General features: G+C 62.7%; 17 protein-coding genes and 2 pseudogenes. 12 read left to right on the forward strand and 7 right to left on the reverse strand.

Annotation, left to right across the window (positions count from 1 at the left end):
* Window positions 1–73 precede the first annotated feature (73 nt).
* A complete protein-coding gene (locus KH389_RS03400) occupies window positions 74–559 on the forward strand; it encodes a GNAT family N-acetyltransferase (RefSeq protein ID WP_054916561.1) in 486 nt (161 codons plus the stop codon).
* A gap of 91 nt (window positions 560–650) precedes the next feature.
* On the opposite strand, the gene KH389_RS03405 is transcribed toward KH389_RS03400, so the two are convergent.
* The gene (locus KH389_RS03405; protein ID WP_213606881.1) at window positions 651–1,880 is read right to left on the reverse strand and encodes an MFS transporter; all 1,230 of its coding nucleotides are present in this window, start codon (window positions 1,878–1,880) and stop codon (window positions 651–653) included.
* A 373-nt stretch (window positions 1,881–2,253) separates the two neighbouring features.
* Here KH389_RS03405 and KH389_RS03410 point away from each other — a divergent pair, with 373 nt between their 5' ends.
* The 3 genes from KH389_RS03410 to KH389_RS03420 are packed head-to-tail and all read left to right on the forward strand — an operon-like array spanning window position 2,254 to window position 4,869.
* Window positions 2,254–3,690: a cytochrome ubiquinol oxidase subunit I gene (locus tag KH389_RS03410; RefSeq protein WP_043860578.1), complete on the forward strand. Its 1,437-nt coding sequence runs from the start codon at window positions 2,254–2,256 to the stop codon at window positions 3,688–3,690.
* A gap of 3 nt (window positions 3,691–3,693) precedes the next feature.
* The gene (gene cydB / locus KH389_RS03415) at window positions 3,694–4,701 is read left to right on the forward strand and encodes a cytochrome d ubiquinol oxidase subunit II (protein ID WP_043860577.1); all 1,008 of its coding nucleotides are present in this window, start codon (window positions 3,694–3,696) and stop codon (window positions 4,699–4,701) included.
* Window positions 4,702–4,713: 12 nt separating this feature from the next.
* A complete protein-coding gene (locus KH389_RS03420) occupies window positions 4,714–4,869 on the forward strand; it encodes a DUF2474 domain-containing protein (RefSeq protein ID WP_043860576.1) in 156 nt (51 codons plus the stop codon).
* A 135-nt stretch (window positions 4,870–5,004) separates the two neighbouring features.
* Here the strand turns inward: KH389_RS03420 and KH389_RS03425 are convergent, their stop codons facing one another.
* On the reverse strand, window positions 5,005–6,129 hold the full coding sequence (locus tag KH389_RS03425) for a methyltransferase (protein WP_104572302.1): 1,125 nt from the start codon (window positions 6,127–6,129) through the stop codon (window positions 5,005–5,007).
* A 107-nt stretch (window positions 6,130–6,236) separates the two neighbouring features.
* Window positions 6,237–6,941: an autoinducer binding domain-containing protein gene (locus KH389_RS03430; protein WP_078481820.1), complete on the reverse strand. Its 705-nt coding sequence runs from the start codon at window positions 6,939–6,941 to the stop codon at window positions 6,237–6,239.
* A gap of 246 nt (window positions 6,942–7,187) precedes the next feature.
* On the opposite strand from KH389_RS03430, the gene KH389_RS03435 reads away from it, so the two are divergent.
* Window positions 7,188–7,964, forward strand: a complete 777-nt coding sequence (locus KH389_RS03435; RefSeq protein ID WP_043860573.1) for a ferredoxin--NADP reductase — start codon at window positions 7,188–7,190, stop codon at window positions 7,962–7,964.
* 48 nt (window positions 7,965–8,012) lie between these two features.
* Here the strand turns inward: KH389_RS03435 and mscL are convergent, their stop codons facing one another.
* On the reverse strand, window positions 8,013–8,426 hold the full coding sequence (mscL, locus tag KH389_RS03440; protein WP_054916565.1) for a large-conductance mechanosensitive channel protein MscL: 414 nt from the start codon (window positions 8,424–8,426) through the stop codon (window positions 8,013–8,015).
* A 175-nt stretch (window positions 8,427–8,601) separates the two neighbouring features.
* Between mscL and radA the strand changes: the two genes are divergently transcribed.
* The 4 genes and pseudogenes from radA to KH389_RS03460 all read left to right on the forward strand — a co-directional run bounded on the left by radA (window position 8,602) and on the right by KH389_RS03460 (window position 11,693).
* Entirely contained in the window at window positions 8,602–9,969 is a 1,368-nt protein-coding gene (gene radA / locus KH389_RS03445; protein ID WP_054916566.1) for a DNA repair protein RadA, read from the forward strand.
* A gap of 91 nt (window positions 9,970–10,060) precedes the next feature.
* Window positions 10,061–10,990: pseudogene (locus KH389_RS03450) on the forward strand (ShlB/FhaC/HecB family hemolysin secretion/activation protein); the annotation flags it as partial.
* A gap of 212 nt (window positions 10,991–11,202) precedes the next feature.
* Window positions 11,203–11,370, forward strand: coding sequence for a colicin E5-related ribonuclease (locus KH389_RS27655; RefSeq protein WP_213607493.1), 168 nt, complete (start codon window positions 11,203–11,205; stop codon window positions 11,368–11,370).
* 5 nt (window positions 11,371–11,375) lie between these two features.
* Window positions 11,376–11,693 (forward strand): hypothetical protein, encoded by a 318-nt coding sequence (locus KH389_RS03460; protein ID WP_213606885.1) that lies wholly within the window; start codon window positions 11,376–11,378, stop codon window positions 11,691–11,693.
* A gap of 300 nt (window positions 11,694–11,993) precedes the next feature.
* Here the strand turns inward: KH389_RS03460 and KH389_RS03470 are convergent.
* The 3 genes and pseudogenes from KH389_RS03470 to KH389_RS03480 all read right to left on the reverse strand — a co-directional run.
* Window positions 11,994–12,433 (reverse strand): annotated as a pseudogene (locus KH389_RS03470) (IS5 family transposase); the annotation flags it as partial.
* A 299-nt stretch (window positions 12,434–12,732) separates the two neighbouring features.
* Entirely contained in the window at window positions 12,733–14,253 is a 1,521-nt protein-coding gene (locus tag KH389_RS03475; RefSeq protein ID WP_054916569.1) for a nucleobase:cation symporter-2 family protein, read from the reverse strand.
* Between the two features lie 264 nt (window positions 14,254–14,517).
* Window positions 14,518–14,883 carry a PilZ domain-containing protein gene (locus KH389_RS03480; protein WP_058540734.1) on the reverse strand — a complete coding sequence of 122 codons (366 nt, stop codon included), beginning with the start codon at window positions 14,881–14,883 and terminating at the stop codon, window positions 14,518–14,520.
* Window positions 14,884–15,080: 197 nt separating this feature from the next.
* Here KH389_RS03480 and KH389_RS03485 point away from each other — a divergent pair, with 197 nt between their 5' ends.
* The 3 genes from KH389_RS03485 to yjiA all read left to right on the forward strand — a co-directional run bounded on the left by KH389_RS03485 (window position 15,081) and on the right by yjiA (window position 18,409).
* The gene (locus tag KH389_RS03485; RefSeq protein WP_043860566.1) at window positions 15,081–17,147 is read left to right on the forward strand and encodes a carbon starvation CstA family protein; all 2,067 of its coding nucleotides are present in this window, start codon (window positions 15,081–15,083) and stop codon (window positions 17,145–17,147) included.
* An 18-nt stretch (window positions 17,148–17,165) separates the two neighbouring features.
* On the forward strand, window positions 17,166–17,363 hold the full coding sequence (locus tag KH389_RS03490) for a YbdD/YjiX family protein (RefSeq protein ID WP_043860565.1): 198 nt from the start codon (window positions 17,166–17,168) through the stop codon (window positions 17,361–17,363).
* Between the two features lie 86 nt (window positions 17,364–17,449).
* Complete coding sequence (gene yjiA / locus KH389_RS03495) at window positions 17,450–18,409, forward strand: GTPase (RefSeq protein ID WP_058540733.1); 960 nt, start codon at window positions 17,450–17,452, stop codon at window positions 18,407–18,409.
* Window positions 18,410–18,412 lie beyond the last annotated feature (3 nt).

Raw genomic sequence — 18,412 nt, forward strand, 5'->3', positions numbered from 1 at the left:
TGAGTGATTTTTGAATGGGCCGCAAAAAAGCCGCGCATCATATCAGCAAGACCGCCACTTTTGGACCAGGACCATGACCGTGCAGCTGATTCACTACGATGCGCTGACCCCGGCCCAGCGCGCAGGCCTGCCCGGCATCGAGGTGCTGGCGGCGCAGCGGGCGTTTTGCGGTGACATCGAGGGCGCGCTGCATACCCTGCTGAACCGGCCCGGCGACGATGTGCGCGGGCTGGCGCTGCTGGTGGGGGGCGTGCCGCAGGGCTTCCTGCTGCTCAAGCGTGGTGCACACCTGCCGCCGTGGGCCCGCCATGATGCGGCCACCTTGCATGCACTGCAGGTGGACTGGCGGGCGCAGGGGCAGGGGCTTGGCCGCTGGTGCCTGGCGGCGCTGCCGGCGCGGGTGCGGGAAGTGTGGCCGCAGGTGCGTTGCCTGCAACTGTCGGTGGATACCGACAATCAGGCGGCGTTGAGGCTGTACCGCGCGGCGGGGTGGGTGGACAGCGGCGAGGGGTATCGCGGGCGGGTGGGGTATGAGCGGCAGATGACCCTGATGCTTTGATCTGGCTGGCCTCATTGCGGGTCAATCCCGCCCCCACAGATTCAGTGAGGCCCTGTGGGAGCAAGCTTGACCCACGATTGGGTACGCGCGGTCAGCCCTTTTTCTGGGTATGCATGTGATCGCGCCCCGCCAGCGTCGGGAACAGCTTGATCCACACGCCCGTCACCACCAGCGTGCCCACCCCGCCCAGCACCACCGCCGGCACGGTGCCGAACCAGTGCGCCGTGACCCCGGACTCGAACTCGCCCAGCTGGTTCGAGGCGCCGATGAACAACCCGTTCACCGCGCTTACCCGACCACGCATCTCGTCCGGCGTCTCCAGTTGCACGAACGCGCTGCGGATCACCATGCTGATCATGTCCGCCGCGCCCAGCACCGCCAGCACGCCCAGCGAGAACCAGAACGAGGTCGACAGGCCGAAGGCAATGGTCGCCACGCCAAAGACCCCCACCGCCGTGAACATCACCCGCCCGACCCTGCGCTCGATGGGGAAGCGCGCCAGCCACACCGACATCAGCAGCGCCCCCACCGCCGGCGCCGAGCGCAACAGGCCCAGGCCCCACGGGCCGGTCAGCAGGATGTCCTTGGCGAACACCGGCAGCAACGCCGTGGCGCCGCCCAGCAGCACGGCGAACAGGTCCAGCGACACCGCGCCGAGCACGTCCGGGCGGCTGCGAATGAAGCGAATGCCCGCCAGCAGCGATTCCAGGCTCGCCCGGCTCCGGTTGGCCGGCTGGCGGGCGGCGCTCAGGCGCAAGGTCAGGCAGCAGGCGATCACGTACAGCACCACGGTCGGGCCATACACCCACACGCTGCCAAACGCATACAGAAAGCCCCCCAGCGCCGGCGCGACGATGGTCGCCGACTGCATGGCCGAGGCCGACGCGGCCACTGCCCGCGGGAACAGCGCCGAGGGCACCACGTTGGGCAGCAACGCCTGGGTGGCCGGCATCTCGAAAGAGCGCGCACTGCCCAGCAGGAACGCCAGCACGAAGATCAGTTCGCGGGTCACGCTGTGGGTGCTGCTGCCCACCACCAGCGCCAGGGCGATCAGCGCCTGGGCGAACTGGCACAGCGCTGCCACCCGGCGCCGGTCATAGCGGTCGGCCACATGCCCGGTGTGCAGCATGAACAGCACCCGCGGGGCGAATTCCACCAGGCCCACCAGGCCCAGGTCGAGCACGTTGCCGGTCAGCTGATAGAGGTGCCAGCCGATGGCCACGGTGAGCATCTGGAAGCCGCTGGCAGTGAAAATTCGCGCGCACCAGAACGCCAGGAAGGGGCGGTGATGGCGCAGCAGGAGCGGGGCATGGTCTGACATGTGCGATACAGAGCCTTTGCGGGGGCGGCGGGGCAGATTATCACCAGTTTGTAACAGCAGGTTGCGAAAGCCGTCATCCCCGTGCGGTAGGCGCACCGATTCGTGTGTGCGTAAAGGGGGTGAGGCAACCGGTCACGCGGCAAACCACCACACAACCATGCGGCCCGTTCAGGACTATGCTTTCAGGCAATCGTTGACCTGGATCAATTGTTGTTTTTGCAACTGTTTCAAATGCAACGATGTGGCCGGAGGGCCGAATTCCCTGCGATTGCAAGTTTTCAGAACAATTCCAACTCGCCGCACTCAATGACGTAGGGGCAGTTGGCGCCAAGGCCGTGACCCTGACGCCGGATAACCTGACAGAGGAAGCACTATGTTCGGATTAGAGGCTCTAGATCTCGCCCGAATCCAGTTTGCGTTTACGATCTCTTTCCACATCCTGTTCCCGGCCATCACCATCGGCCTGGCGAGTTACCTGGCGGTGCTCGAAGGCCTGTGGCTCAAGACCCACAACAGCGTCTACCGCGACCTGTACCACTTCTGGTCGAAGATCTTTGCCGTCAACTTCGGCATGGGCGTGGTCTCCGGCCTGGTCATGGCGTACCAGTTCGGCACCAACTGGAGCCGCTTCTCGGACTTCGCCGGCTCGATCACCGGTCCGTTGCTGACCTATGAGGTGCTCACCGCGTTCTTCCTCGAAGCGGGCTTTCTGGGTGTCATGCTGTTCGGCTGGAACAAGGTCGGGCGCGGCCTGCACTTCTTCGCCACCATCATGGTCGCCGTCGGCACGCTGATCTCCACCTTCTGGATCCTGGCGTCCAACAGCTGGATGCAGACCCCGCAAGGTTATGAAATCGTCAACGGCGTGGTGATCCCGGTCGACTGGTTCGCGGTGATCTTCAACCCGTCCTTCCCCTACCGCCTGGCGCACATGGCCACGGCAGCATTCGTGGCCACGGCCTTCTTCGTCGGCGCCTCGGCCGCCTGGCACCTGCTGCGCGGCAAGGACAACCCGGCGATTCGCAAGATGCTCTCGATGGCCATGTGGATGGCGCTGATCGTGGCGCCGGTGCAGGCGGTGATCGGTGATTTCCACGGGCTCAACACCCTCAAGCACCAGCCGGTGAAGATCGCCGCCATCGAAGGCCACTGGGAAAACGTCGGCGACGAGCCGACCCCGCTGATCCTGTTCGGCATCCCCGACATGAAGAACGAGACCACCCACTTCAAGCTGGAGATCCCGGCGCTGGGCAGCCTGATCCTGACCCACAGCCTGGACAAGCAGGTGCCGGCGATGAAGGAGTTCCCGCCTGAAGACCGGCCCAACTCCACCGTGGTGTTCTGGTCGTTCCGCATCATGGTCGGGCTGGGCATGCTGATGATCGCCGTGGGCCTGTGGAGCCTGTGGCTGCGCAAGCGCGGCACCCTGTACAGCTCGCGCCCGTTCCTCTACCTGACCCTGTGGATGGGCCCGTCCGGGCTGATCGCAATCCTGGCCGGCTGGTTCACCACCGAGGTCGGTCGCCAGCCGTGGGTGGTGTACGGGCTGATGCGTACCGCCGATGGCGTGTCCAACCACAGCTATGCGCAACTGGGCATCACCCTGGTGATGTTCGTGGTGGTGTACTTCGCGCTGTTCGGCGCGGGGCTCGGCTACATGATGCGTCTGGTGCGCAAGGGGCCGGAAACCGGCGAGGGCGACGAGCCGACCCATGGCGGGCCTGGCCAGCAACGCACCCCGGCGCGGCCGTTGTCGGCTGCCGACGACGACCATGCCGACGACCACGCCAGCCTGAGCAAGGGGAACTGACTCATGGGTATTGATCTTCCGCTTATCTGGGCCGTGATCATCATCTTCGGCATCATGATGTACGTGGTGATGGACGGCTTCGACCTGGGCATTGGCATCCTGTTTCCCTTCGTCAAGGGCGAGCGCGACCGCGATGTGATGATGAACACCGTCGCCCCGGTCTGGGACGGCAACGAGACCTGGCTGGTGCTGGGCGGGGCGGCGCTGTTCGGCGCCTTCCCGCTGGCCTATGCGGTGGTGCTCTCGGCGCTGTACCTGCCGTTGATGCTGATGCTGATGGGGCTGATCTTCCGTGGCGTGGCCTTCGAGTTCCGCTTCAAGGCCAAGGCCGACAAGCGCCACCTGTGGGACAAGGCGTTCATCGGCGGCTCGCTGGCCGCAACCTTCTTCCAGGGCGTGGCACTGGGCGCATTCATCGAAGGCTTCAAGGTGGTCGAACGCAACTACGCAGGCGGCTCGCTGGACTGGCTGACGCCGTTCAGCCTGTTCTGCGGGGTGGGGCTGATCGTGGCCTATGCCTTGCTCGGCTGCACCTGGCTGATCATGAAGACCGAAGGCCCGTTGCAGAGCAAGATGCATGACCTGGCACGCCCACTGGCCTTCGTGCTGCTGGCCGTGACCGGTGTGGTGAGTATCTGGACGCCGCTGGCGCATCCGGACATCGCCACGCGCTGGTTCAGCCTGCCCAACCTGTTCTGGTTCCTGCCGGTGCCGATCCTGGTGCTGGTCACCCTGTACGGGCTGGTGCGGGCGGTGGCACGCCATGCCCACTACACCCCGTTCCTGCTGACGTTGGTGCTGATTTTCCTGGGCTACAGCGGGCTGGGCATCAGCCTGTGGCCGAACATCATCCCGCCGTCGATCTCGATCTGGGACGCCGCAGCGCCGCCGCAGAGCCAGGGCTTCATGCTGGTGGGCACGCTGTTCATCATCCCGTTCATCCTGGGCTACACCTTCTGGAGCTACTACGTGTTCCGCGGCAAGGTGACCCACGACGACGGCTATCACTAGGAGGGCCTGGCAATGACTGGCAAAGACACCTTCGAACCGGAGAAAAAGCCGCTGATGCAGCGCCTGGGCTGGCTGCTGCTGATCTGGGCAGTGAGCGTGGCAAGCCTGGCCGTGGTGGCCTGGCTGATGCGGATGTTCATGGCGGCGGCGGGCTTGAGTACCCACTGAGCCAAGGTATTTCCCATCCCGCCCTGGGCGGGTTTACACCCTGCGCCGCGTGAGCTGCGCAGGGTTTTTTTTGCCTGTCTCGGCCGCCCGGCGCAGGAGCCGCTTGCCGGCGAAGGTGTCGGCTCCGTACCCGGCCTACTTGCGCGCCTTGAGCACCACGAACTTCGGCGTGGCTGCCACCTGCTCCACTCCCCGGAACAATCGCGCCAGCTTGCTGTGATAGCCCAGGTGCCGATTGCCCACGATGTACAGCGCCCCGCCCGCCACCAGTGCCTCGCGTGCCTGCTGGAACATGCGCCAGGCGAGAAAGTCCCCCACTACCTGCTGCTGGTGAAACGGCGGGTTGCACAGCACCACGTCCAGGGACTGCGGTGCCTGCCCGGCCAGCCCGTCGTCGGCGCGCACCGTCACGGCTCGCTCGCCCAGCGCCGCCTGCCAGTTCTGCTCGGCCGACTGTACCGCCATGTACGACTCGTCCACCAGGGTGTAGTGCGCCTGCGGGTTGGCCAGCGCGCTGACGATGCCCAGCACGCCGTTGCCGCAGCCAAGGTCGGCCACCCGCGCATCGCCCAGGTCGCGGGGCAGATGTGGCAGGAAGGCACGAGTACCGATATCCAGCCCTTCGCGGCAGAACACATTGGCGTGGTTCACCAGCTCCAGCGGTGGTTGCTCCAGCTTATAACGGGTGGGGTAGGGCGAGGCTGCCGCCGCCCTGGGCTCGGCCGTGGCGATCAGCAGGCGCGCCTTCTTGCGCGCCAGCGATGCCTGCACCGGGCCGATGTACTTCTCCAGCAGGTCGCCGGCTGCCCGTGGCAGGTGCTTGATCATCGCCCCGGCGATTACCTGCGCGCCGGGTGCCAACTGGCCCTGCAGCCGGATCAACTGCTCTTCGAGCAGCGCCAGGGTCTTGGGTACGCGCACCAGCACCCGGTCGAACGGCCCCTGCCAATGCTGGCTGGCGGCGATGAAGGGCACGCTGTCGAATGCCTGGCCATTGCGCACCAGGTTCTTCTCCAGTGCCAGCCGGGCCAGGTAGGAGTCGCCGCTGCCCAGCACCTGGGCATGGGCGCGCAGGCTGATGGCCAGCGCGCCGAAGCTGTCGTTGAGTACCAGTACCCGGCTCGTGGCAGGCAGCGCCTGCGCGGCCAGGTGTTCGAGCAGGTACTCGTCGGCCGCGTCGAAGGCCTGCAAGGGGTCGTTGGCGTATTCGGGCTGGCGAAGCAGCTCGAGCTCGGCGAAGGGGGTGATCAACAGGGGCATGGCGTAGGGCTCTGGGCTTTGGCGCGCGCGCTGGGGCTTGGCGCTGGACGGGCGCAGATTCTACAGCGTTTTTGCAGGTGGGGAGGGGGGTGTTGGCGAGCAGAACCTCAGATCAACCCGTACTGGGTGGCGATGGCGACCGCGCTGGTCTTGTTGGTGGTGTTGAGTTTGCTGGTGATGCTGCGGATATGAAAATTGACCGTGCTTCTGGACAGCGTGAGGATGCAACTGATGTCTTCGGCAGTCTTGCCGGCAGCGGTCCACTGCAGCACCTCGCGTTCCCGGGGCGAGAGTGCCTGCACACGGGCCTTGGGCGGATGCAACTTGGCAACCATCAGGGTGTGCAGCAGGTTGCACAGCCACAGGGTCTGGGCCGACTTTTCGTACAGTTCCGCCATGCTCACTTCGCCCTGCCGGCGTGATACGCACAGCACGCTTTCGTTGCCGCGCAGGTCCTGGGTGCCCTGGCTCCAACCATGGCACAGGCCATGTTCGCACGCCGTCTGTCGCAACTCGGGGGCTTGCTTGTACAACTGCGGGGACCACAGCACCGGCATGTTCGAATGATGGCAATGCACAAGCACCGGGTCGATGCGCTCGTACTCGTTCTTCTTGTAGAGCTCGTTCCATTCGGCCGGGTAGTTGTTGAACATCATGACCTGCGGGCCTTCGGCGACCGTCCTGCCGTTCAGGCGGTATGCCAGAAACTCCATGTCCAGTTGCTCGGCCAGTGACAGTGCAGTGGCAAACATCTGTTGCTGGTTTTCCTCCTGCGTCAGTTGTTGCAACTGCTCCTGCTTCCAATATGGCATTTGAGCCTCCGTGCACCTTTGCAATTTAGTCACCCTGGATCGAGTGTAGGAAAAGTCGCACGTTGTTCTAGGTTTTTTTTGCTATAGCACTGTTCCAGTGCTCTACATAAAAATAGGGTTGTACAACCCGCGTTACATGTTTTGTTACGTGGTTGAAACACATGAGCGTAATGCCATTACATCGCGGCGGTGTTTATCCCGTCAGCTTTGCGCGACACTGTGTTTACCTGAATTGTGGAGCACACCATGACTGCCAGTGCGGAGAAGTTCACCCGCCAGACCCTGCTCGATGTCCAGCCGCTGACCCCCAACCTGTTCAGCCTGCGCGTAACCCGTGATCCCGGTTTTCGATTCCGGGCCGGCCAGTTTGCTCGCCTGGGCGTGACCCGTGCCGATGGCAGCGTGGTGTGGCGGGCGTACTCGATGGTCTCGTCGCCGTTCGACGAGTACCTGGACTTTTTCTCGATCGTCGTCCCCGGCGGCGAGTTCACCAGTGAGCTGAGCCGGCTGCGCGAGGGTGACCAACTGTTGATCGACCGCCAGGCGTTCGGTTTCCTGACCCTCGATCGCTTCGCCGACGGGCGGGACCTGTGGTTGCTGGCGACCGGTACCGGCATTGCACCCTTCATGTCGATACTGCAGGACTTCGAAGCCTGGGAGCGGTTCGACACCATCAAGCTGGTCTATTCGGTGCGCGAAGCCAGGGAGCTCGCCTATCAGCAGGAGATCGCCGGCCTGGAGCAGCGCGACTACCTGGCCGAACATGCGGGCAAGCTGCAGTTCATTCCGGTGGTCACCCGCGAGCAACACCCGGGTGCGCTGAACGGGCGTATCACCACCCTGATCGAGAACGGCGAACTGGAGCGTGCGGCCGGCCTGGCGCTGACCCCCGAACATTCGCGGGTGATGCTCTGCGGCAACCCGCAGATGATCGACGACACCCGCCAGGTGCTCAAGGCGCGTGATCTTCAACTGAGCCTCAGCCGCCGGCCGGGCCAGGTGGCGGTGGAAAACTACTGGTAGACAGCACAACGGCGCCCGAAGGCGCCGTTACGGTCAGGCAGGCCCGATTCAGGGCTGCTGGTTCTGCGCCTTGAGCAGGTCGCGAATTTCGCCCAGCAGTTCTTCTTCCTTGGTGGGTACCGGCGGCAGGGTCGGGGCCACCGCTTCTTCGCGCTTGAGGCGGTTGATCACCTTCACGCCCATGAAGATCGCGAAGGCCACGATCAGAAAGTCGATCACCGTCTGGATGAACTTGCCATAGGCCAGCACCACCGCCGGCGCGTCACCCTCGGCCGCCTTGAGCACCACCGCCAGATCACTGAAGTCCACTCCACCGATCAGCAGGCCCAGGGGTGGCATCACCACATCGCCAACAAACGATGAAACGATTTTGCCGAACGCGGCGCCGATGATGATACCGACGGCCATGTCGACCACGTTGCCCTTGACCGCGAAGGCCTTGAATTCACTGATCACGCCCATGGTTTATTCCCTGTAACAGATGAGATTGGTCATCGCAGTGTAAATCAGCTATGCGCTTCATGCTCCGCGTTGCAGTAAAAGACCCCGGCTATGCCGAATAGTTTTGTCGCCCAGGCGGCGCCCCGCAGCTGGGTCGGCTCGGCTATCATGGCCCCTTTTTCCAGGAGACTGCCCCATGGCCAAGGCCAAGCGCATGTACGGCTGCACCGAGTGCGGCGCGACCTTTCCCAAGTGGGCGGGCCAGTGCGGCGAATGCGGCGCGTGGAACACCCTGGTCGAGACCATGATCGAAAGTGGCGGCGCTGCGGCGCCTGCCGGGCGCACCGGCTGGGCCGGGCAACAGGCGCAGATCAAGACCCTGGCCGAGGTCAGTGTCGAGGAGATCCCGCGTTTCAGCACCGCCAGCGCCGAGCTGGACCGCGTGCTCGGTGGCGGCCTGGTCGATGGATCGGTGGTGCTGATTGGTGGTGACCCGGGCATCGGCAAGTCCACCATCCTGCTGCAGACCCTGTGCAACATTGCCACGCGCATGCCGGCGCTGTACGTCACCGGGGAAGAATCCCAGCAGCAGGTGGCCATGCGTGCCCGTCGCCTGGGCCTGCCGCAGGATCAGTTGCGGGTGATGACCGAGACCTGCATCGAAACCATCATTGCCACCGCGCGGGTCGAAAAGCCCAAGGTGATGGTGATCGACTCCATCCAGACCATCTTCACCGAACAGTTGCAGTCGGCGCCCGGTGGCGTGTCGCAGGTACGCGAGAGTGCCGCCTTGCTGGTGCGCTATGCCAAGCAGAGCGGCACGGCGATCTTCCTGGTCGGCCACGTGACCAAGGAGGGCGCGTTGGCCGGGCCGCGGGTACTGGAACACATGGTCGACACCGTGCTGTATTTCGAGGGCGAGTCCGACGGTCGCCTGCGCCTGCTGCGCGCGGTGAAGAACCGCTTTGGTGCGGTCAACGAGCTGGGCGTGTTCGGCATGACCGACCGCGGCCTCAAGGAAGTCTCCAACCCGTCGGCGATCTTCCTCACCCGTGCCCAGGAGGAAGTGCCGGGCAGCGTGGTGATGGCCACCTGGGAAGGTACCCGGCCGATGCTGGTGGAGGTGCAGGCGCTGGTGGATGAAAGCCACATGGCCAACCCGCGCCGTGTGACCCTGGGCCTGGACCAGAACCGCCTGGCCATGTTGCTGGCGGTGCTGCATCGCCATGGCGGCATCCCCACCCACGACCAGGATGTGTTCCTAAACGTGGTGGGCGGGGTCAAGGTACTGGAGACCGCGTCGGACCTGGCCTTGATGGCGGCGGTGATGTCGAGCTTGCGCAACCGCCCGCTGCCACACGACCTGCTGGTGTTCGGCGAGGTGGGCCTGTCTGGTGAAGTGCGCCCGGTGCCGAGCGGGCAGGAGCGCCTGAAGGAGGCCGCCAAGCACGGCTTCAAGCGCGCCATCGTGCCCAAGGGCAACGCGCCCAAGGAAGCGCCGCCGGGGCTGCAGGTGATTGCGGTGACGCGCCTGGAGCAGGCGCTGGATGCGTTGTTTGAATAAAATGTAATCAATTTGCCATGATGGCAAATTGACGCCATAGTTCTGTCTCTCTACTATCGCGCCTTCGTTTTTTGCTTCCAGGGATGCGAAGATGGCGTTTTTGGTGTCTGGCACAAAGCTGTCCTGCTTCTGGCTGTTGTTGGGCATCCTTGCTGGCCCTGTATCGGCCGCAAGCTTGCCGGGTGACCAGGAACTGATTCGCGAGCGTCGGGGGTGGTTGCTTGAAGAGCAGCAGCGGCGACTGCAGGAACTCAAGGAGCTGCCTGGCAGCACCGCCCCTACCCAGACTGCACCGGCGCCGGCCGATGCCCGCTGCTTTCAGATCGACACCATCGAGCTCAAGGGCGCCGACAGCCTCTCGAGCGCCCAGCGCAGCCGCGTGCTGCAGCCCTACATCGGCCAGTGCCTGGGCGTTACCCAGCTCAATGAAGTGCTCAAAGCCATCACCAACCTCTACATCGACAAGGGCTGGGTGACCAGCCGCGCCTACCTGCCGCAACAGGACCTGTCCTCAGGACACCTGCAGGTGCTGGTGGTGGAAGGGCGACTGGAAGGTCTGCGCGGTGCCGATGACAGTCAGCTGTCCGCACGCGAGCTGGGCATGACCTTTCCTGGCCGTGAAGGCGAACCGGTCAACCTGCGTGAAATCGAACAGATGGTCGACCAGCTCAATCGCTTGTTGTCGAACAAAGCACAGATGGAACTGAGCCCCGGTGCTGCCGTAGGAGGCAGTACAGTGCTGGTGCGCAATACCGCACAGAAACCCTGGCGCGCAGCGATCTCGCGCAACAACAACGGGCAGAAGAGCACCGGCGAGCAGCAGGTCAACCTGGGCTTCGAATGGGACAGCCCGCTGGGCCTGGCCGACCAACTGGTGCTGCGCGGTGGCCACGATGTGGTCAGTGACCACGCTGTCGGTTCGAAGAACGGCGTGCTGTTTTACAACCTGCCGTGGGGCTGGTGGAACTTCACCTACAGCTATAGCGAAAGCGAGTACCGCGCGCTCGGCCAGGGCAATGGCTAGAGTTGTCAGCAATTAGTGATGATTTTGCCTACCCGATTAGATCGTTAAATGGTCTAGATAATTTTTGGGGTTAGAGATTTTGGCCGTGTACGGGTACAGAATTAAGAATGTTGACGAAGGTTACGTTGGGATATACCTGGATTTTGGTGGTTGCGGACTTAGTCTTATTGTGTCTGATCAATGCTTGTCGATTGTAGAGGGGTGATGCAATATTTGGATGGCGAGATTTCGATCCGGCTTCTGGTACCAGACTCAATGATCCCGCAACTGGTTATGTAGCCAAAGATGGTTCTTACGTTGTGCGGAATGACCGGACTGGTGCGATCGTGCAGGTATCGGATAAGAATGATAAAAATTGGGTCGCGCCATGGGACTAAATGTAATGAACGAATTTATATTTCTGGGTGCGGGGCCGGAGCCCACTAGGTTTTGGGGTGAAACGCCGTTATTTAACTTAATTGATGGGCATAAATTACTAGTTTTTTGCGATGAACACGATGCAGCCGTACTCGGAATCGAGGGGTTTAAAGTCATTGGAGATAAAAGAGTGCCTGACATGGATTGTATTGCGGATTTTTCTGCCCTGGCTATGACTGCCGGAGAGCTATTCCCGGCTGAGTCTAGAAAATCGGCCAAGTACTTCCTAAGTACGATTTCAGACCCTGATATGCTATTGGAGTTCGTTTTAGTTAAAGCTTGACGGTGCAAAAGGGGCTGCAGACACTCTGGCTACGCTGAGTCAAGGCCAAAAAAGAGCTGTCGGAAAAATTGACAATATTCTTAATAATTTCAAGAATAGTGATATTACGGGTACCTTAAAGGATATGGCTGGTAATCCTGTTCCGAAGCCTGGCGGTTGTTATCGGGATCACCCAAGGATACTCCGATCAACTTGCCGAAAAGCGGCGGCCGGCCAAGCATTCTGCGGCGCGTGGCGCTGATTGCCGAAAGAAAGTCCCAGGCACAGCGTTTTGAGGGCTTTGTCGCCCGTTCTTCCGTGTTACGCGCGTAACTCGCCCATACTCATTAGCTTTTTTCGAGCCATCCACAGGTTCGACAGAGCGAACAGCGTGGTCAACTGAGCCGTGTTCTTCATCAGCCCTCGAAAGCGCACTTTCACGTAACCAAATTGCCGTTTGATCACCCGAAACGGATGCTCAACCTTGGCCCGTGTCTGAGCTTTGCAGTACTCAATTTTGCGCTTGGCTTTGTAAAGCAGGCTGCGTTTGTTCAGCTTGGAATACGTGCTGCGGCGCGCGGCGACTTGCCAGATTACTCACGACTTTCATGCTCTTCGCGCTTCTCGACACCGGTGTATCCGGCGTCTGCATACACCGTGCTTTCTTCGCCATGCAACAGCTCGGCGACCTGTGTGACATCGGCCACATTGGCTGCGGTGCCATGGACGTGATGAACCAGGCCGGACTCAGCATCGACGCCAGCGCCTGGGACAGGTCGGCACTGTCGGCCAGCGCGTTGCCGGCATGCAGCCCATGACGGTCAGGGCCGCGTCCAGCAGGCGAGCGGTACGAGGAACAACAGGGTGGCCGGGCATACGTGCCATGTGTGCGTCCTTTGCAGGGGTATCGAGGGCGAGGATGATCACAGAGAGACCATGCTTGTGCCGTCAGGCCTTCCCGTCTCGGTGCCCCCACATTCAGTCGCTTTCCGATGGCCAACAGGCACACACAAAAAGGGCCGGTGCACGTCACCAGCCCTTCCTCATCAACCGAGCACTATCAATGCTCAGCCACCGTCTCTCGCCTCACTATCTGCCCCCCATGCTCATCCTTCTCCAGCAACGGAATCTCCTTGCCCTCGGCATCGAACAGCTTGCCGTCTTCGAAGTAGTCGCCGTCACGCAGCCCGGAAATGTCCGAGTAGTTCAGCGTGCGCTCGGAGGCGGCCACGAACACCGACTGATGATCGGAGTTGCCGGTCTTGAAGTGGTTGAACACCAGGTTCAGCAGAATCGCCATGATCGCCGACGAACTGATGCCGGAGTGGAAGATGGTCTCGAACCAGTTCGGGAACTGCGCGTAGAAGTTGGGCGCGGCAATCGGGATCATGCCGAAGCCCAGTGAGGCGGCCACGATGATCAGGTTCATGTTGTTGCGGTAGTCCACCTTGGACAGCGTGCGGATACCACTGGCCGCCACGGTGCCGAACAGCACGATCCCCGCGCCACCCAGTACCGAGGTCGGTACGGCGGCAATCACCCGGCCCATGATCGGCAGCAGGCCCAGCACCACCAGGATCACGCCACCGGTGGCCACCACGTAGCGGCTCTTCACCCCGGTCACGGCCACCAGGCCGACGTTCTGGGCGAATGCGCTCTGGGTGAACGAACCGAAGATCGGCGCCAGGATGCTCGAGGCCATGTCGGCACGCAGGCCATCGCCCAGGCGCTTGGAGTCGACCTTGGTGTCGATGATCTCACCTACCGCGAGGATGTCGGCCGAGGTTTCCACCAGGGTCACCATGATCACGATGCACATCGACAGGATGGCCGCGATATGGAAGGTCGGCATGCCGAAGTGGAATGGGGTAGGGAAGGCCACCAGCGGACCTTCGAGCACCTTGCTGAAATCAGCCATGCCCAGCGACCAGGCGATCAGGGTGCCGAACACCATCGCCAGCAGGATCGACAGCCGCGAGATCGCCGCGCTGCCCAGCTTGCTCAGTATCAGCACGATCAGGAAGGTCACCGCCGCCAGGCCGATGTTGGACATGCTGCCGAAGTCCGGTGCCTTGCTGTTGCCGCCCATGACCCAGCGCGCCGCGACCGGCATCAGGGTCAGGCCGATGGTGGTGATCACGATGCCGGTCACCAGTGGCGGGAAGAACTTGGTGATGCGCGAGAACACCGGGGTGATCAGAAACCCGATCAACGAGGCCGCCATCACCGCGCCCAGCACCCCCGGCAGGCCGCCGCCGCCCTCGCTGCTGAGAATCGCGCCCATGGTGGCCACGCCGGCAAACGAAACGCCCTGTACCAGCGGCAACTGGCAACCGAAGAACGGCAGGCCCAGGGTCTGCAGCAGGGTCGCCAGGCCACCGGCAAACAGCGATGCGGCAATCAGCAGGCCGATGTCGGCCGGGCCCAGGCCGGCCGCCTGGCCGAGAATCAGCGGTACCGCGACGATACCGCCGTACATGGTGAGTACGTGTTGCAGCCCGTACGCCAGGTTGGCGCCGAGCCCCAGGTTCTCGTCTTCAGGACGTGATGCCGTGGACGTGTCGGGGGAGGACGTAGTCATGGGAGCAGGTTCTCTGTTTTATTGTTGTGGCGCTACTGTAGACAACTCGTGCCATTCATTGCCAGAACAATTGTATACAATTTTTAGATTGGCATAGGAACAGTCAGGTCATTGGTTTGGGTGCAGGCGTGGATGCAGTTATCGTTCCAACACGCAGCACCAGGCCCGCCAGGGCTGGGTCCGGTGGCATGAACGGCTGTTTGAAAGCTGTCTGGGTGGACAGGAAGGCGGGGCGGGGTCAGGTCGGTAGCGGGCTAAAAGATTTCAAATGTCGATGAGTTGATGGAATTCGCGCTCCAGTTCGGTGCGATCGGCCAGGTTGAGCTCCACCAGGCGGCACAGGTGCTCCAGCGAATCGAGGTCGATGTGCTCGCAGATAAACCCCAGCTGGGTGTCGTCGACATGGCGCAGTTCCACCGTCATGGTGACAAACGCCTCTTCACCCAGGCGTATCTGCGCAGCGAACGGCCGCTCGAGGTCGGCGTCCCAGGCCTTGGGCGCCTCGATCAGCAGGCCCTTGAGCGACAGGTCGAGCAGGTTGACCGGCCAGCGTCGTTCGCCCTGGAGCAGTTCGGTCGGTGCATCGAAGGGTATGCGCTGGAAGCGCCGGCGTTCTGGGTGATCGCTCATGGTGGAGGCCCTTTGCAGTAGAACCTGGCTGGAACCTGACTGACTATAGCTCAGGGCTTGCCAGCATGATCGCGAACGCGCATAACGAGACTGTGGGCGGGGCTGCAGGCTCTAGACCAAAGCAAGTATGGCAATGCGCCAAGACTCGCCCTAGACTCGATGGGCGGTCTTTCATATCCACTAGCTGGAAGCAAACCATGAACAACAATAATAGCCTGCTACGCCATATACCATGGCTGCTGCTGGCAGTCCTGGGGGCCTGTGCGCTGGGTGTGGTTGCCCTGCGCCGTGGCGAAGCGATCAACGCCTTGTGGATTGTGGTTGCCTCGGTAGCCCTCTACCTGGTCGCCTACCGTTACTACAGTCTGTTCATCGCCACCAAGGTGATGCAGCTGGACCCGCGCCGGGCCACCCCGGCGGTGCTCAACAACGATGGTCTGGACTACGTGCCGACCAACAAGCACATCCTGTTCGGTCACCACTTCGCGGCCATCGCCGGCGCTGGCCCGCTGGTGGGCCCGGTACTGGCTGCGCAGATGGGCTATCTGCCCGGTACGCTCTGGCTGATTGCCGGCGTGGTACTGGCCGGTGCAGTGCAGGACTTCATGATCCTGTTCCTGTCCACCCGCCGCAACGGTCGCTCGCTGGGCGACATGGTGCGTGAGGAAATGGGCCGCATTCCGGGCACCATCGCCCTGTTCGGCTGCTTCCTGATCATGATCATCATCCTTGCGGTGCTGGCGCTGATCGTGGTCAAGGCCCTGGCCGAAAGCCCATGGGGCATGTTCACGGTGATGGCGACCATCCCCATCGCGATGTTCATGGGCGTTTACATGCGTTATATCCGCCCGGGCCGCATCGGCGAGATCTCGCTGATCGGTGTGGTGCTGCTGTTGCTGTCCATCTGGCTGGGGGGCCTGGTGGCCGCCGATCCGGTGTGGGGCCCGGCGTTCACCTTCACCGGCGTGCAGATCACCTGGATGCTGGTGGGCTATGGCTTCGTCGCCGCCGTGCTGCCGGTATGGCTGGTGCTGGCGCCGCGTGACTACCTCTCCACCTTCCTTAAGATCGGTACCATCATTGCCCTGGCCATCGGCATCCTGGTGCTGGCGCCCGAGCTGAAGATGCCGGCGCTGACCCAGTTCACCGACGGCACCGGCCCGGTGTGGAAGGGCACCCTGTTCCCGTTCCTGTTCATTACCATCGCCTGTGGCGCGGTATCGGGCTTCCATGCGCTGATCTCCTCGGGCACCACGCCCAAGCTGCTGGACAACGAAGTCAACGCCCGCTACATCGGCTATGGCGGCATGCTGATGGAGTCGTTCGTCGCGATCATGGCCATGGTTGCCGCCTCGGTGATCGAGCCGGGCGTGTACTTCGCTATGAACAGCCCGGCCGCGGTGGTCGGTGCCGACGTGGTGTCGGTGGCGCAGACAGTCAGCAGTTGGGGCTTTGCCATCACCCCCGAGCAGCTCGAGGCGGTCGCCCGGGACATCGGCGAGCACACCGTGCTGGCCCGTGCCGGTGGTGCGCCGACCCTGGCGGTGGGTATCGCACAGATCCTGCACCAGGTACTGCCGGGTGAAAACACCATGGCGTTCTGGTACCACTTCGCGATCCTGTTCGAAGCCCTGTTCATCCTCACTGCGGTAGACGCTGGTACGCGTGCCGGGCGCTTCATGCTGCAGGACCTGCTGGGCTCGTTCGTGCCGGCGCTCAAGCGCACCGAGTCGTGGGGCGCCAACCTGCTCGCTACCGCCGGCTGTGTGGCGTTGTGGGGCTACCTGCTGTACCAGGGCGTGATCGACCCGCTGGGTGGCATCAACACCTTGTGGCCGCTGTTCGGCATCTCCAACCAGATGCTGGCCGGTATCGCGCTGATGCTCGGCACCGTGGTGCTGATCAAGATGAAGCGCCAGCAGTACATGTGGGTCACCCTGGTGCCGGCGGTATGGCTGCTGATCTGCACCACCACCGCAGGCTTCATCAAGCTGTTCGACCCGAACCCGGCGGTAGGCTTCCTGGCCCTGGCCAACAAGTACAGCGCGGCGCTGGACGCCGGTCAGGTACTGGCCCCGGCCAAGGACATCGCGCAGATGCAGCACGTGATCTTCAACGCGTACACCAACGCGACGCTGACCGCGCTGTTCCTGTTCGTGGTGTTCAGCATCCTGTTCTTCGCGCTCAAGGTCGGTATCCGCGCCTTGAACAAGAAAGAACGTACCGACAAGGAATCGCCGTTCCAGGCCTTGCCGGACGCGTAAACCAAGAGGATTGCAGACATGTTCAACGATCTCGGTCGACTGGGTAAGTACCTGGGGCAGGCAGCCCGCCTGATGGTCGGCATGCCCGACTACGACAATTACGTCGAGCATATGCAAACCCGGCACCCCGACCTGCCGCCGATGACCTACGAGGAGTTCTTCCGGGAACGCCAGGAGGCTCGCTACGGCGGCAAGGGCGGGCCCAAGTGCTGTTGAAAGACGGCACCGCCCGCGTGTGACAAACCTGTGGGAGCCCGGGCAGCCGGGCTCCCACAGTCATTTCAGTGTTCAGGAGATTTTCCGTGCAACCCATTCCCGTCACCGTGCTCAGCGGTTTTCTGGGGGCCGGCAAGACCACCTTGCTGCGTCACCTGCTCAAGGCCGAGCACGGCCTGAAAATCGCCGTGATCGAAAACGAGTTCAGCGACGCCGGCATCGACACCCAACTGCTGGGCGACGAACCGGTGCAGGTCATGACCCTGGCCAACGGCTGCGTGTGCTGCACCATCCACACCGACCTGACCAAGGCGCTGTTCCTGCTGCTGGAGCGTCTGGACAGCGGCGAAATCGCCTTCGACCGGCTGGTGATCGAGTGCACCGGCCTGGCCGACCCGGCACCGGTGGCGCAGACCTTCTTCATCGACGAAGAGCTGCGCGAGCGCTACATCCTCGACGGCATCATCACCCTGGTGGATGCCGCGCATGCCGACCTGCACCTGACCCAGACCATCGCCCAGGCCCAGGTCGGGTTTGCCGATCGCCTGCTGGTGAGCAAGACCGACCTGGTCGATGCGGCCGCGTTCGAGGCTTTGAGCCAGCGCCTGGCGCGGATCAACCGACGTGCGCCGATCCGTGTGGTGGACAACGGCAGGATCGACTTGGCCGAGCTGCTGGATGTGCGCGGGTTCAACCTCAACGCCAGCCTCAACCTGCGGCCTGTTGTGGCGGCGGGCAACAGCCTGGACCGGATCTCCAGCATGGTGCTGCGTACCGATGTGCCGCTGGATATCGACCGGCTGAGCGAGTTCATGAACCAATTGCTGGAGGCGCATGGCAAGCAGCTATTGCGCTACAAGGGCGTGTTGAACATTGCTGGCGAGGATCGGCGGCTGGTGTTTCAGGGCGTGCTGAAGCTCTATGGCTTCGACTGGGATACCGAGTGGGCCGAAGGCGAACAGCGCGAGAGTGTGATGGTGTTCATTGCCGATGACCTGCCCGAGGCGAAGATTCGCGAGGGGTTCGAGGCCTTGGGTCGCCCCTGAGGG

Origin of the sequence: Pseudomonas qingdaonensis (assembly GCF_018398475.1) — a bacterium.
GTDB classification, from domain to species: domain Bacteria; phylum Pseudomonadota; class Gammaproteobacteria; order Pseudomonadales; family Pseudomonadaceae; genus Aquipseudomonas; species Aquipseudomonas palmensis.

Coding starts and splice junctions, on each gene's coding strand:
- KH389_RS03400 (WP_054916561.1), top strand. CDS start 74: ATGACCGTGCAGCTGATTCACTACGATGCGCTGACCCCGGCCCAGCGC.
- KH389_RS03405 (WP_213606881.1), bottom strand. CDS start 1,880: ATGTCAGACCATGCCCCGCTCCTGCTGCGCCATCACCGCCCCTTCCTG.
- KH389_RS03410 (WP_043860578.1), top strand. CDS start 2,254: ATGTTCGGATTAGAGGCTCTAGATCTCGCCCGAATCCAGTTTGCGTTT.
- cydB (WP_043860577.1), top strand. CDS start 3,694: ATGGGTATTGATCTTCCGCTTATCTGGGCCGTGATCATCATCTTCGGC.
- KH389_RS03420 (WP_043860576.1), top strand. CDS start 4,714: ATGACTGGCAAAGACACCTTCGAACCGGAGAAAAAGCCGCTGATGCAG.
- KH389_RS03425 (WP_104572302.1), bottom strand. CDS start 6,129: ATGCCCCTGTTGATCACCCCCTTCGCCGAGCTCGAGCTGCTTCGCCAG.
- KH389_RS03430 (WP_078481820.1), bottom strand. CDS start 6,941: ATGCCATATTGGAAGCAGGAGCAGTTGCAACAACTGACGCAGGAGGAA.
- KH389_RS03435 (WP_043860573.1), top strand. CDS start 7,188: ATGACTGCCAGTGCGGAGAAGTTCACCCGCCAGACCCTGCTCGATGTC.
- mscL (WP_054916565.1), bottom strand. CDS start 8,426: ATGGGCGTGATCAGTGAATTCAAGGCCTTCGCGGTCAAGGGCAACGTG.
- radA (WP_054916566.1), top strand. CDS start 8,602: ATGGCCAAGGCCAAGCGCATGTACGGCTGCACCGAGTGCGGCGCGACC.
- KH389_RS03460 (WP_213606885.1), top strand. CDS start 11,376: ATGAACGAATTTATATTTCTGGGTGCGGGGCCGGAGCCCACTAGGTTT.
- KH389_RS03475 (WP_054916569.1), bottom strand. CDS start 14,253: ATGACTACGTCCTCCCCCGACACGTCCACGGCATCACGTCCTGAAGAC.
- KH389_RS03480 (WP_058540734.1), bottom strand. CDS start 14,883: ATGAGCGATCACCCAGAACGCCGGCGCTTCCAGCGCATACCCTTCGAT.
- KH389_RS03485 (WP_043860566.1), top strand. CDS start 15,081: ATGAACAACAATAATAGCCTGCTACGCCATATACCATGGCTGCTGCTG.
- KH389_RS03490 (WP_043860565.1), top strand. CDS start 17,166: ATGTTCAACGATCTCGGTCGACTGGGTAAGTACCTGGGGCAGGCAGCC.